Origin of the sequence: Mesorhizobium erdmanii USDA 3471 (assembly GCF_000472705.1) — a bacterium.
In the GTDB taxonomy this organism is placed as follows: Bacteria; Pseudomonadota; Alphaproteobacteria; order Rhizobiales; family Rhizobiaceae; genus Mesorhizobium; species Mesorhizobium erdmanii.
On the sequence record NZ_AXAE01000005.1, the window covers coordinates 157,152 to 169,892 of the forward strand.

16 protein-coding genes are annotated in these 12,741 nt (G+C 63.3%); 8 read left to right on the plus strand and 8 right to left on the minus strand.

Translation table 11 applies throughout. From position 1 onward, the window contains the following. Nucleotides 1-16 precede the first annotated feature (16 nt). The 3 genes from tam to A3AU_RS0100740 all read left to right on the plus strand — a co-directional run bounded on the left by tam (nucleotide 17) and on the right by A3AU_RS0100740 (nucleotide 2,704). Nucleotides 17-787 carry a trans-aconitate 2-methyltransferase gene (gene tam, locus A3AU_RS0100730; RefSeq protein WP_027051065.1) on the plus strand — a complete coding sequence of 257 codons (771 nt, stop codon included), beginning with the start codon at nucleotides 17-19 and terminating at the stop codon, nucleotides 785-787. A 200-nt stretch (nucleotides 788-987) separates the two neighbouring features. Next, nucleotides 988-2,109, plus strand: a complete 1,122-nt coding sequence (locus A3AU_RS0100735; protein WP_027051066.1) for a beta-ketoacyl-ACP synthase III — start codon at nucleotides 988-990, stop codon at nucleotides 2,107-2,109. A 178-nt stretch (nucleotides 2,110-2,287) separates the two neighbouring features. Next, on the plus strand, nucleotides 2,288-2,704 hold the full coding sequence (locus tag A3AU_RS0100740; protein ID WP_027051067.1) for a GFA family protein: 417 nt from the start codon (nucleotides 2,288-2,290) through the stop codon (nucleotides 2,702-2,704). A 25-nt stretch (nucleotides 2,705-2,729) separates the two neighbouring features. Here A3AU_RS0100740 and A3AU_RS0100745 read toward each other — a convergent pair whose 3' ends face one another. The 3 genes from A3AU_RS0100745 to A3AU_RS0100755 all read right to left on the minus strand — a co-directional run bounded on the left by A3AU_RS0100745 (nucleotide 2,730) and on the right by A3AU_RS0100755 (nucleotide 4,221). Further along, complete coding sequence (locus tag A3AU_RS0100745; protein WP_027051068.1) at nucleotides 2,730-3,296, minus strand: methyltransferase family protein; 567 nt, start codon at nucleotides 3,294-3,296, stop codon at nucleotides 2,730-2,732. Nucleotides 3,297-3,407: 111 nt separating this feature from the next. After that, nucleotides 3,408-3,800, minus strand: coding sequence for a VOC family protein (locus tag A3AU_RS0100750; RefSeq protein WP_027051069.1), 393 nt, complete (start codon nucleotides 3,798-3,800; stop codon nucleotides 3,408-3,410). 1 nt (nucleotide 3,801) lies between these two features. Beyond that, nucleotides 3,802-4,221 carry a tautomerase family protein gene (locus tag A3AU_RS0100755; RefSeq protein WP_027051070.1) on the minus strand — a complete coding sequence of 140 codons (420 nt, stop codon included), beginning with the start codon at nucleotides 4,219-4,221 and terminating at the stop codon, nucleotides 3,802-3,804. Nucleotides 4,222-4,334: 113 nt separating this feature from the next. On the opposite strand from A3AU_RS0100755, the gene A3AU_RS0100760 reads away from it, so the two are divergent. Further along, nucleotides 4,335-4,964, plus strand: coding sequence for a TetR/AcrR family transcriptional regulator (locus A3AU_RS0100760; RefSeq protein WP_027051071.1), 630 nt, complete (start codon nucleotides 4,335-4,337; stop codon nucleotides 4,962-4,964). A 17-nt stretch (nucleotides 4,965-4,981) separates the two neighbouring features. Next, the gene (locus tag A3AU_RS0100765; RefSeq protein WP_027051072.1) at nucleotides 4,982-5,599 is read left to right on the plus strand and encodes an MOSC domain-containing protein; all 618 of its coding nucleotides are present in this window, start codon (nucleotides 4,982-4,984) and stop codon (nucleotides 5,597-5,599) included. 67 nt (nucleotides 5,600-5,666) lie between these two features. On the opposite strand, the gene A3AU_RS0100770 is transcribed toward A3AU_RS0100765, so the two are convergent. Then, complete coding sequence (locus A3AU_RS0100770; protein ID WP_027051073.1) at nucleotides 5,667-6,506, minus strand: SDR family oxidoreductase; 840 nt, start codon at nucleotides 6,504-6,506, stop codon at nucleotides 5,667-5,669. Between the two features lie 132 nt (nucleotides 6,507-6,638). After that, nucleotides 6,639-7,601 carry a D-amino acid aminotransferase gene (locus A3AU_RS0100775; protein WP_027051074.1) on the minus strand — a complete coding sequence of 321 codons (963 nt, stop codon included), beginning with the start codon at nucleotides 7,599-7,601 and terminating at the stop codon, nucleotides 6,639-6,641. 154 nt (nucleotides 7,602-7,755) lie between these two features. Here A3AU_RS0100775 and A3AU_RS0100780 point away from each other — a divergent pair, with 154 nt between their 5' ends. Next, nucleotides 7,756-8,265: a hypothetical protein gene (locus A3AU_RS0100780; protein ID WP_027051075.1), complete on the plus strand. Its 510-nt coding sequence runs from the start codon at nucleotides 7,756-7,758 to the stop codon at nucleotides 8,263-8,265. A gap of 4 nt (nucleotides 8,266-8,269) precedes the next feature. Here the strand turns inward: A3AU_RS0100780 and A3AU_RS0100785 are convergent, their stop codons facing one another. Continuing rightward, nucleotides 8,270-8,584, minus strand: a complete 315-nt coding sequence (locus tag A3AU_RS0100785; RefSeq protein WP_027051076.1) for a DUF2293 domain-containing protein — start codon at nucleotides 8,582-8,584, stop codon at nucleotides 8,270-8,272. Next, on the minus strand, nucleotides 8,581-9,120 hold the full coding sequence (gene tsaA / locus A3AU_RS0100790; RefSeq protein ID WP_027051077.1) for a tRNA (N6-threonylcarbamoyladenosine(37)-N6)-methyltransferase TrmO: 540 nt from the start codon (nucleotides 9,118-9,120) through the stop codon (nucleotides 8,581-8,583). The genes A3AU_RS0100785 and tsaA overlap by 4 nt, the downstream gene beginning before the upstream one ends. Before the next feature lie 191 nt (nucleotides 9,121-9,311). Here tsaA and A3AU_RS0100795 point away from each other — a divergent pair, with 191 nt between their 5' ends. Both A3AU_RS0100795 and metF read left to right on the plus strand, forming a co-directional pair. Next, nucleotides 9,312-10,328 (plus strand): ArsR/SmtB family transcription factor, encoded by a 1,017-nt coding sequence (locus A3AU_RS0100795; protein ID WP_027051078.1) that lies wholly within the window; start codon nucleotides 9,312-9,314, stop codon nucleotides 10,326-10,328. After that, complete coding sequence (metF, locus tag A3AU_RS0100800; RefSeq protein WP_027051079.1) at nucleotides 10,328-11,245, plus strand: methylenetetrahydrofolate reductase [NAD(P)H]; 918 nt, start codon at nucleotides 10,328-10,330, stop codon at nucleotides 11,243-11,245. The genes A3AU_RS0100795 and metF overlap by 1 nt, the downstream gene beginning before the upstream one ends. A gap of 432 nt (nucleotides 11,246-11,677) precedes the next feature. On the opposite strand, the gene A3AU_RS0100805 is transcribed toward metF, so the two are convergent. Continuing rightward, complete coding sequence (locus A3AU_RS0100805) at nucleotides 11,678-12,595, minus strand: DMT family transporter (protein ID WP_027051080.1); 918 nt, start codon at nucleotides 12,593-12,595, stop codon at nucleotides 11,678-11,680. Nucleotides 12,596-12,741: the final 146 nt, after the last annotated feature.

Here is a 12,741-nt window from a genome sequence, read left to right on the forward strand (position 1 = left end):
TACGAGGAGAGCTCGAATGGCTGACTGGTCCGCCGCCCAATATCTGAAATTCGAGGATGAGCGCACGCGGCCCGCGCGTGATCTCGCAGCCCAAGTGCCGGTCGATTTCCCGCGCCGGGTCGTCGACATCGGCTGCGGGCCGGGCAATTCGACCGAACTCCTGGTCGAGCGCTGGCCGGATGCGCAGGTGAGCGGCTTCGACACCTCTCCCGACATGATCGAAAAGGCGAGGGCGCGCCTGCCCAACGTCAGCTTCGACCTCGCCGATGCTTCGACATGGCAGCCGGCCGAGCCGGTCAATGTCATCTTCGCCAATGCGGTTTTCCAGTGGTTGCCCGAGCACCCTGCGGTGTTTCAGCGGCTGATGAGCTTCCTAGCGCCCGGCGGCGCGCTCGCCGTCCAGATGCCCGACAACATGGCTGAGGATTCGCACCGGCTGATGCGCGAGACCGCCGCCGAAATGCCGTTTGCGGCCAAGATAAAGGGCGCGGCGCGTGCGCCGCTGGCACCGGTGTCGTTCTACTATGACCTGCTTTCGCCGCTCTCCGACCGGCTCGACATCTGGCACACGGTCTACAACCATCCGCTGGCTGATGCCGAGGCGATCGTCGAGTGGGTGAAGTCGACCGGGCTGAAGCCTTTCCTCGATCCGCTGGAGGCCGACGAGCGCAAGATCTTCCTCGACAGCTACACGGCCAGGATCGCCAAGGCCTATCCGAAGACCGCAAGCGGCAAGGTACTGCTGCGTTTCCCCCGCATCTTCATCGTCGCAAAACGCGCCGGTTAGAAAAATCCCGTCATGCGCAATTCATGTGTGGCGTCATGACCCGAGTGGCAGGGGGATGAATGATCATGTTGAACCAGGTTCAAGCTAGTCTGAACTTTGGTTTAAGCCGGCGTAAACCGGCCTGATGAGAAAAGTGTTGCGCCGAAGCGTTTCGGCGCCCACATGAAGCCGCAACGCCCGCGGATGGGACGGACTGAAACATGCATCGCGTCATCATCAGCGGCATCGGCGCTGAAATTCCTGAACCTGTCATCACCAATGAAGAGCTGGTCGAGAGCTTCAACAGCTGGGTCGACATGGAGAATGCGCGGCGCCAGGGCACCGACGAGCCGCTGCTGCAGAAATCCGACAGCGACTTCATCGTCCACGCCTCGGGGGTGAAATCCCGTCACGTGATCGAGCGCGAAGGCATTCTCGATCCGACCCGGATGACGCCGCGCATCCCGGCTCGGCCCGACGACGCGCTATCGCTGGAGGCTGAGTTCGGCATCGCCTCGGCCAGGAAAGCGCTCGACCACGCCGGGCTGGAGCCGTCCCAGATCGATCTGATCATCTGCTCGGCCTCGCACCATCAGCGGCCCTATCCGGCGATCGCCATCGAAATGCAGGAGGCGCTGGGGACAAAGGGCGCCGGCTTCGACATGGGGCTCGGCTGTTCGTCCGCCGCGGCCGCTCTGCACTTGGCGGTCAATCTGGTGCGGTCGGGCGCGCACAAGCGCATCCTGGTGACCACGCCGGAGATCATCACCGGCCATCTCAATTTCCGCGACCGGCAGACGCATTTCATCTTCGGCGACGCCTCGGTGTCCCTGGTGGTGGAAGGACTTGCCCAGGGCGACAAGCGGCCGGGACGTTTCGAGGTGCTGGACACGCGGCTGTGGACGCAGATGTCGAACAACATCCGCACCAATCTCGGCTATCACACCCGCACCGCCCAGGATGATCCCTACATGATCAACCTCGAAGGCAACCTGATCAAGCAGGTCGGCAACAAGGTGTTCAAGGAAGTCACCGTCGCCGGGCAAAAATTCATCGTCGAATTCCTGGCCGAGCACGGGCTGACGCCGCAGGCGATCAGGCGCTTCTGGCTGCATCAGGCCAATGCGCGCATGAATGCGATGATCCTGAAACTATCGTTCGGCCATGATGTCGATCACGATCGGGCGCCGATGGTGCTGGAACGGCTGGGCAATACGGCGGGCGCCGGCGCCATCGTTGCGTTGTCGGAGAACCATGCCGACATGAAGTCCGGCGATTTCGGCCTGATCTGTGCGTTCGGCGCGGGCTATTCGATAGGCGGCGCGCTCATCAGAATGCTTTAGGCATATTGATATCGAGGTGACCTGGCCTGTAAGGGTCGTCTGGGATTTCGAAATCCGCCCACCCAGGCCGCTTCGCGCCTGTCTTCCCTCCCGTTTGGCCTGACCTGACCCCTGCACAGCCGTGTCGAGGGCTCAGCTTGAACCAACGCGCCTTCGTTTGAGAAAGGAGAGCTTTCCAATGGTTGATGCCCGATGCAGTTGCGGCGCTCTCACGCTGACGCTTCCAGGACCATCAAGACTGGTTGTCGCCTGCCATTGTTTTGACTGCCAGCGCCGAACCGGAGCGCCCTTCGGCGTCGGCGCGTTTTATCCGGCCGACGCTGTAGTCATCTCTGGAACGCCGAAAGAATTCACCCGCGACGCGGCAAGCGGCGGCAAGGTGCACAGCTACTTTTGCCCAGACTGCGGCTCGACGGTTTATTGGAAGGCCGACAGGCTGCCGTCGATGATCGGCGTGGCCGTCGGCGCGCTGGCCGACCCGAAATACCCGCCTCCCGTCAGGTCGATTTTCGAGCAGTCGAAACATGATTGGGTCCAGATCGACGATGCTGCAGACCATCTTTGGCGAGGCAGCGTGGCGGCGAAATCGAGCTGAGCTGGCGTTCGCCGCATCTTGCCGGTCAGGCTGGTGTGAAGGGGATCAGCATCGGCACTCGCCCGGCATAATCGTCGTAGGTGCTGCCGAGTTCGCCACGCAGGAAGCTCTCCTCGAGCCTTGCCTTGACGACGATGCCGATGATGAGCAGCACGGTGCCCGCAATGCCCCATACCGTGCCCTTGGCCGCCATGGTGGCGAGGATGGCGAGCAGCAGTCCGGTGTAGATCGGGTGGCGGACGAGGCCGTAAGGACCGGTGTCGACGACATGGTGATCGGCCTTGGCGGTGACCGTACCGGACCAAAGCCTGCCGAGATGCAGCCGCGCCCACCAGGCAATGGCAATGCCGACGGCAATTAGGGCGACGCAGATCCAGGCTTCGGCGAGATTAGGCATCCACAGCCTGAGCCGGCCCTCATAGCCATGCGCTGGAATGAACAACAGGATCGCACCCGCCAACCAAAGAACCCTGTAGCGGGCCTCCGCTTTGAATCCGACGCGCTTCAGGGCAGGGTCGGCCCACAAAGCGGCGGCGGCCCAGCTCACCGCCCAGATCAACCAAAGCAGCGTGATTGCCGTCCCCGGTCGCATTAGGACCTCCGCCGACTGTCCGGATCACCATGAAGCGGGTGCAACGCGGCAGCAATGCGGCGGTATCAGGAACCGGCGGCTGTTCCGGTAAGATGATCGTGATCGGCGTTTTCACGCGCCCGAGAACATCCACTGCACGCCAAAGGCATCGACAAGCATGCCGAAGTCGGTCCCCCAATATCGCCTCGCCAAAGGCACGGTGATGCGGCCGCCGACGGCCATGCTGGAGAAAACCTCCCGCATGGCCGTCAGGTCATCAAATTCCAGCATCATGGCGGAGCCCTTCATCGGCTCGGCATCGTCATTGTCGGAGGCATGGAACAAGACGCCCGAGCCCTCGAACCGCGCATGCAGCACTTTTCCGCGCATGGCTTCGGTTCGCACCGGCATGTCGTTGTCGCCCCAGCGCAGAAGGATTGTTTTCAGGCCAAGGCCGCACTGTTCGTAGAAGGCCAGCGCCGGCTCGCAATTGGTGGTGAAGAACAGCGAAGGGGAGAGCCGCATCCTAATGCGCGGCCATGGCGGCTGCGACGAGCGCATCGCCGGTATATTGCCTGTCACCGATACCCCAGCCGCCGTCTGGCGCGTTGACGATGTTGATCCAGGTATTTTCGGCCTTATGCCCGGGCACGCAGAGCTCCGCGACAATTGCGGCTGCGGTGGCGATGAAGGCTTTGCGGGCTTCGATCGAGCCGAGGCCGATATTGGGCAATTTCAACTCGACCATGACGACCGGCCGGTTGGCACCGCCGGCATAGATGTGGCGCGGCGGCAGGATGTGGACCGGTCCGCCGACAATCGCGCTGAAGAAGGAATTGCCTGACGCGCCGGAGGCTTCTATGAGCGCCGCGCTGAGGCGCGGCAGGATTTCGCGCTCTCCGGCCTCTGTCAGTACGCCTTCGGGGGCGGTCACGGTGATTGGCATTTGGGCTCTCCTGTCCTCTGGTTGCATGAGCCGGTGCTTCTGGCTTGCCATGTTTCGTATCAATTGTTACGTTATGTAAAACGAGCAAGTCAACAGGTTTCGTATCGATCGCTATGGATAATTTGGAGAAGGCTAGGGGCGGCCGGCCGCGCGCGTTCGACCCCGACCGGGCACTGGATGCGGCGATGCATCTGTTCTGGGAGCATGGCTATGAGGCGACGTCGCTGGCCATGCTGCGCGAGGCGATGGGGCTTACGCCGCCGCAGATCTACAATGCCTTCACTGACAAGGAGACTTTGTTCCGCAAGGCGCTGACGCGCTACCACGAGACCGAGATCGGCTTTGCGCTGGACGCGCTCAGCGCACAGGTGCCGGTGCGGGAGGCGATATCGCGGTTGCTGCTGGGGGCGGCGGATGCCTATTCCAGGCCCGGCAAACCGGGTGGCTGCCTTTTCGTCAGCGGCGCGCTGGCGGCCTCGCCGCAGGCGCAAGCCATTGCCGATGAACTCAGGGCCTATCGCAAGGCAAGTGAAGCGGCGATCGCGGACCGGCTGGCCAAGGGCAGGGCGGCGGGCGAGCTACCGGAAGAGCTCTCCGTCGAGAACCTCGCCAAATACATTGCCGGCGTCATGAATGGCATGTCGATCCAGGCGCGGGACGGCGCCTCCGCAGAAGAGTTGCGACTTTTGGCCCTAACCGCTCTTGCGGCCATGCCTGCCGAAGGGCAAAAATGGCAAGCGTGATTCAAGGACGGAACGCCATGCTGGATCTCTTTCCCGAGGCCGAGAAGCCGGTTGAAATCATCCCGACAAAGAAGCTTCCGGCCCGCGCGGCGGCGCTCTATGTCGCGCCGGCGGATCATTTCCAGACGCGTCCGGTGGACGAATTGCGGCTGGTTTTCGACGGCATTTCAGGCGATTTCCACGCCGGGCCGACACGGCGCTCGGGCGGGCGCGAACCCTGGTATCCGCGAGGCACCGAAATGCGCAACGAGCGGCAGCTGTCGATCGTCGCAGCGGACGAACTGGCCATAGTCGCCGAGCGGATGGGCTTGGCCCAAATCAAGCCGGAATGGATCGGCGCCAATCTGGTCATAGAAGGCGTGCCGCGTTTGTCGATGCTGCCCGCCGGCACGCTGCTGTTCTTCAAGAACGGCGTGACCCTCAAGGTCGACGCCCAGAACGGACCTTGCCGCATCGCCGGCCGATCGATCGCTGAAAATGCGGGAATGGCCGACATCGAGGCCGGCGCGCTGTTGTTCCCCAAGATGGCGAAGCGGCTGCGTGGCGTCGTTGCCTGGGTCGAGAAACCGGGAACGATCAGGTCCGGCGAAGAGATTTCGGCGCGGGTGCCGGAGCAGTGGATTTATCAGGCCTAGCCGCGCGTTCGCATCGTGGCCGAAAGGCTACGCCGCCCTAGCGGCGGAGTAGCATTAGCGCCGGGGCTCAGCCCTTGCGGTTCTTCTTCGCGCCTTGCGCCATGACGGACACGTGGTCCCACTTGTCCCAGGTGGCGAGGCGGTTGGCGTATTCCTGGCGGATCATCGGCAGGCCGCCATCGCCGAAGAAGACGCGCAGCGGCGGCTCGGCTGCGTCGACAATGGCCAGAATTGCCGGGCCGGTGGCCTCGGGATCGCCGGCGACCGAATTGGCGCGGCGCTCCGCCATCTTGGCGCGGGCCGGCGCATAGGCCTCGATCGGCTTGGAGACCTTGGCGGAGGCGCCGGACCAGTCGGTGGAGAAGCCGCCGGGCTCGACCAGCGTGACATGGATGCCGAATTCCGCGACCTCGATACTCAGCGACTGGCTGAAGGCTTCCAGCGCCCATTTCGAGGCGTGGTACAGGCCGAGCGAGGCAAAGGCATTGACGCCGCCGATCGACGAGATCTGGATGATGTGGCCGGACCGCTGCGCCCGCATGATCGGCAGGGCGGCCTGGGTGACCCAGAGCGCACCGAACACATTGGTTTCGATCTGGTCGCGGGCTTCCTGTTCGCTGACTTCCTCGATGGCGCCGAAATGGCCGTAGCCGGCATTGTTGATGACGACGTCTAGCCGGCCGAAGCGCTTGTGTGCCTCGGCTATCGCGGCATCGACGGCTTTCTTGTCGGTGACGTCGAGCTTTATCGCGGCGATGTTGTCGCCATATTTTTCGACCAGATCGGCGAGCGTGCCGGCGTCACGGGCGGTTGCGGCAACGCGGTCGCCGCGCGCCAATGCGGCCTCGGCCCAGACACGGCCAAAGCCCTTCGACGATCCGGTGATGAACCAAACCTTTGATGTCATGATGTGGGATCCTTGCCCCTGCGGGCGTGATTTTGGGTGAAAGCGGAGGCTTCTCCGCTTTCAGGCATATACGGTCCATCGCCTGATTTTCCAGAGGCGAGGGGAAATCTTTTGAACAAGATGGCCCTTTGATCAGGGGTAGTTCACCCGAGACGACCAAGCCGGGTCGTCGTGCTTTTGCCAATAGAGCGCCATCAGCCGGCCGGTGATCGGCCCGACCTTGCCGTCGGCGATCGCCGCGCCATCGATCCGCGTCACCGGCATGATGCCGCCGGCGGTCGAGGTGATGAAGACCTCGTCGGCCGCCTTGAGCGCGGCAACGCTGACATCGGTGGCGGCGGCGACGAGACCTTCTTCGGCGCAAAGATCGAAGACGGTGCGCCTTGTGATGCCGGGCAGGACGCCGATGGCCGGCGTCGACAGCCTGCCATCCTTGACGCAGAAGACGTTGAAGCCCGGGCCCTCGGCGACATTGCCGTTGAAGTCGAGGATGAGAGCGGTTTCGGCGCCGCCGTCATAGGCGTCGTACAGACCGCGCACGAGGTCGAGCCAGTGGTAGTTCTTGATCGACGGGTCGATCGAAGCCGGCGGAATGCGCACCTTGTCGCTGATGGCGACATGCAGGCCGCGCCGCAGCTGCTCGGCATTGGCGACCGAGCCGAAGGGGACGGCGAAGGCCATGAAGCGGTTGATCGCCTGGCGCGGATCGCGGCTGAAGGTCGGCGAGGCGCCGCGCGTGCACAGCATCTCGACATAGGCGGCGCGATGACCCGAAAGCGCCACGCAATTGTGCAGGATCTCGGCCACGCCATCCCTGTCGAACGGGATGGTCATGCGCAGCCTTTCCAGCCCGCCGAAGAAGCGGTCGAGATGCAGATCGAGGCGGAAGAAGCGTCCGTCCCAGACATGCACCGTGTCGTAGGTGGCGTCGGAATGCAGGAACCCCCAATCCAGCACCGACACCTTGGCTTGCGACATCGGCAGATACTGGCCGTCGAGGAAGGCGATGCCGTCGGGATAGGAATGCGGGTCGACGTGGCGGTCGCCGACCGCAGGCAGCGGCTTTGAAGCCTTTGGTGCCGTCGTCTGGTCCATCGCAGCCTCCTCGCGCACAGAGCGGACCAGCAGGCTATCGGTGCTGGACAGAAGATGTAGAGCCACCCGAGAGGTGCCATTCGTCCTCCACGATCCGGCCGATACATTGGATTGGAGTTGCCTTATGATCGGACGGCTCGGAGCGGGAGGGGACATGGGCAGGTTTGGGACCGTCATCGTAGCCATGATGATCTTCGCCACCGCGGGCGAAGCCGGCACGCTGTGCACCAAGGAGGGCGACGAACTCTGCCAGAACGGCCAGACCTATCGCTGCGAGAAGACCGGCAGCGAATTGACGCCGATCTTCCAGAACGTGCCTTGCGCGGTGAATGTGCCGGCACCGTCCCTGGCCGGCACCTGGGTTGGCAGAGGCCACCAGAGCCCGGCGGGTGATGCCGGCGCCGACTGGTCGATCACGATGACGATCAGGGATGACGGCGCGTCGATCGATTATCCCTCACTTGGCTGCGGCGGGTCGCTGTCGCAGACGTCCAGGGACGAGACGTTGGCCGAATTCCACGAGACCATCACCTACGGCCAGGACAAGTGCATCGATGGTGGCGATATCACCGTCCGGTTCTTCAAGGGAAATCTGTCGTGGACCTGGGTCGGCCAGGCCGACGGCCAGCCCTATAATGCCATCGCCGTGCTGACGCGGCAGTAGCGTCTTATTCTTCCTCGTCGTCTGCGTCGAGCAGACGTGTCGCGCGCCAGCGGGTGAGGACGGTGTTGGTCTGCTCGATGACGAAGAAGCGCGCCGAGTCGCGGTCATAGCCCTCGGCCAGCAGCTTTTCGTAGTCGGTGTGCATGTGACGGATATGGGCGATTGTTGCCAGCCACACCGCGATCGTCGGCGGCAAGGTCTTCATATGCACCGCGCCGGCATCAGCACGGATCTTTTCCATGTCGGCATAGGGCGCCAGCGGCAAAAGAGCTGTCAGCGCCTTGGCGATGGCGCGGCGGCGGCCGGTTGGCGCCGTCATTGTCGAACCTGCCTGGGCTCTTCGCGCCCCGCGACGGTCGCCTCGGCAATGGCATCGGTCGAGGCAAAGTAAGGCTTGATGTCGATGACCGGCGTGCCGTCGAGCACGTCGATGGCGTCAATGTCGATGCGTCCAGTGGCGAGGTCCAGCCCCACGAGCCTGGCCACATGAAGGCCGACCGGGTTCGGCCGGGCAGGGGAGCGCAGGCCGAATACGCCTTTGGCTTCAGCCGCATGGCGGGGTTTCTGCACAATCAGATTCCGCGGCGCGTGATGCAGCCAAGACAGGATGACGACATGGCTGGCGCGCTCCAGACCGCGCAAGCCTTCGCGATAGGGCGCGTCGATGGTCAGCACCGCCGGTTGCCCGGTCTCGCGGGCCTCGCGCATGTTTTTCGGGCAGCTCTCGCGCGTCACCCAAGGCGAAGCGATGCGGCCGATGAAGACGACGCCGGCATCCGCCGTCATCTTTGCCGGATCGTGTTCCAGCCTCTGCTCGCCTTCGCGTGCCTCGAACATTTCGCGTAGCCCGCTCATTCTGCCCATCTCTTGTTTGGTGTCTGTCATCAACCGACCGCACCACATTTTGGGGCGGCACGCACCGGAAAATCACGCATGCGGCATTTTCTGGTCCGGAAACGACATAGCGCTTGCAAGGCTGTCAAAACCGACATAAACATATGTTTATATCTTTTTCAAAGTGAACGCACTGAAATGAGAATACGCTGATGCATGTCTCGCTCGACACCATGGTGGATACGCTGAAGGCGGCGGCCGAATCCAGCCGTCTGCGCATATTGGCATTGTTGTCGCGCGGCGACCTCACTGTTTCCGACCTCACCGAAATTCTCGGCCAGTCGCAGCCGCGTGTCTCGCGGCACCTGAAGCTTTTGCTCGAGGCTGGGCTGATCGGCCGTTACCAGGAGGGGTCGTGGGCCTTCTTCCGCCTGTCGGATGCCGATTCCGCGCGTGACTTCGTCATGGGGCTGGTTTCCAGCATTCGCGGTGCCGATCCCCAGGTCGAGCGCGATCTCGAGCGCCTAGCCTCGGTCAAGCGCAAGCGGCAGGACCGGGCGACGGAGTATTTTTCGGTGAACGCGGCAAGCTGGGACCATATCCGTTCACTGCATGTACCGGACCGTGCCGTCGAGGCGGCGATGCTGAAGCTGGTCGGCAAGCGGCCGTTCCAGTCGATGCTCGACCTCGGCACCGGCACCGGGCGGCTGCTCGAGATATTCTCGCCGCTCTACCGGCGCGGCGTCGGCATCGACATGTCGCGCGAAATGCTGACCGTGGCGCGCGCCAATCTCGACAAGGCCGGCGTTTCGAACGCGCAGGTGCGGCAGGGCGATATATTCTCGCCGCCAGTCGAGCGCGATGCCTTCGATCTCGTCACCATCCACCAGGTGCTGCACTATCTCGACGATCCGGCCCGCGCCATCCACGAGGCGGCGCGGCTTTTGCGCCCGGCCGGCCGGCTGGTCATCGTCGACTTCGCACCGCACGCGCTGGAATTCCTGCGCGACGAGCATGCTCATGTCAGGCTCGGCTTTTCCGACCGGCAGATCAGCGAGTGGTTCGCCGAGGCCGGCCTCGACCTCGAGGATGCCCAGGAATTCGAGCCGCGCGGCGGCAACGAGGCAAGGCTCACGGTAAAACTCTGGCTTGGCCGCGACCGGCGGCTTTTGATCGCCGATCCGGCCAGTGAGCAGACCAAAGTAAACTCGATAGGGGAAATCGCCTGATGAACCAGTTCCGCTTTTCCCGCCGCCCCGACATTGGCGACAAGGTCAAGGTTTCCTTCGAATTCTTCCCGCCCAAGACCGATGAGATGGAGGCACGGCTATGGGACACGGTCACCCGGCTGGAGCCGTTGAAGCCGAAATTCGTCTCAGTGACCTATGGCGCCGGCGGCTCGACGCGTGAACGCACGGCGCGCACCATCAGCCGCATCCTGAACGAAACCAGCCTGACGCCGGCCGCGCACATGACCTGCGTCGACGCCGCCCGCCATGAGGTCGACGCGGTAATCCAGGAATTCGCCGATATGGGCGTGAAGCGCTTCGTTGCCTTGCGCGGCGACCCGGCCGCCGGCGTCGGCACAGCCTACCGTCCGCATCCGGAGGGCTATGCCAACGGTGCCGACCTGGTCGGCGCTCTGAAAGATGCCGGCGATTTCGACATTTCGGTCTCGGCCTATCCGGAGAAGCATCCTGAAAGCCCCGATTTCGCCACCGACATCGACATGCTGAAGCGCAAGGTCGACAATGGCGCGACGCGGGCAATCACCCAGTTCTTCTTCGATAATGATCTTTATGAGCGCTATGTCGAGCGGGCGCGCCGCGCCGGCATCTACATCCCGATCGTGCCGGGCATCCTGCCGGTGCACAATTTCACCCAGGTCGCCAATTTCTCGGCGCGCTGCGGCGCGCTGGTGCCGGCATGGCTGGCCGAGCGCTTCGAGGGCCTGCAGAACGACCCGCAGACGCATGCGCTGGTGGCTTCGGCCGTCGCCGCCGAGCAGGTGCTGGACCTGGTCGAGCGCGGCGTGGGCGACTTCCACTTCTACACGATGAACCGCGCCGACCTTGTCTTTGCCATCTGCCACATGATCGGCATCCGCTCGCACGAGGCGGAGGTGGCAGGCTCGGCCGCAGCGTAAGGGTTAGCCAGAAAGGCAAAAGGCCGGGTAAAAACCCGGCCTTTCGAATTGCTTAGACTATCTGGTGCTGGTCTTCCCCGTGTTGGCGGGTTCAGGGAAGGACGCCCATAATGAGGGCGCCGATGAAAGCGAACGCAGCACAAATCATCAATGCGTTGATTGGCCTCGTAAGTCCCATGACATAGCCTCCTCTTAAAGAGCTATGCTTGGGAGTCTAGGTTCATTTGTGCCACAGGCAAGCGGAAAATGTGCTGCATTGCGACGTGATTGTGAAGATTGCGACCCGATTTCTGCCGTTAGCCGTTGAAACTTCTCGGCAAAAACCCGCTTCGGACCTGTGAATAAATTATGGCGACGGCATGTCGATCCTGTGTCATGGCAGCGCTACCACCGCGAAACCCGACTTCGACTCTCGCGTCAATGCGGTTCAGTCTACCGCCTTGCAAGGACGCGCCCGTCAATTGTGAGAAGACCGAGCCCGATCAGCACCACGCCGCCGATCTCGAACAGTTCGAGCCGTTCTCCGAGGAAAAGAAAACCAAGCAGCATGGCGCTGGCCGGCACGATGAGCGTGACCAGCGAGGCGTTGGTGGCGCCGGCCGAGGCGACGAGGTTGAAATAGAGGATATAGGCAAAAGCGGTGGAGAGCAGCGCCAGCGCCAGCACCGCCGCCCAGACAGGCGGTGAGGCCGAGAACAGGCCGGCGGTGCCGTGCGCCAGCAGCACGACCGGAATCATGATGATGGTCGAAGCGGTCAGCTGTCCGGTGGCGATGACCGGCGAGGGCACGCCCTTGAAGCGGCGGGCGACCATCAGCGCGATGCCATAGGACAAAGACGCGCCGATCAACGCGAATTTCGCCCAGACAGGGCCGCCAAGCCCGGCGAGCAGGCCGGGGCCGATCATCACCGCGGTGCCGGCGACGCCGAGCCCAATGCCGGCGAGCTTGTTCCAGGATAGCTTTTCGTCCGATGTCAGCGCGTTGGCGAGGATCAGTGTCCAGAACGGCGTGGTCGCGTTGAGCACCGAGGCGACGCCGGCGCCAAGTTGGGTCTGGCCCGCGAAGATCAACGAGAAGGGGACGACATTGTTGGTGAAGGCCAGCAGGAAGAACAGGCCGGCATGGGGAAAGGCGAGACGGAAGGAAGGGCCGCGAATGGCCAGGTAGAGCCGCAGCGCGATCGCGGCGATGGCGACGCGAAACAGCACCAGTACCAGCGGGTGAAGCTCCGCCACCGCGATGCGGGCGAAGAAGAACGAGCCACCCCATATAGCGCCGAGCAGCAGCAACTGCCCCCAGTCGGTGAGCGTCATCGGTCCGCGTGGCGTTGAAGTCGCGGCTATTGCCATGCCCATGTCCCCCCCCCGATGACCGACATGCCGGCCCGAATGCCAGCCGGTCAGACACAGGCATATCCGGTCCGGCGACAAGGGCCACCCGAAACCTGATGGCTGACAACGTCGCTAAAAACTAGCGCCGCGGCGTGAGCGGCACG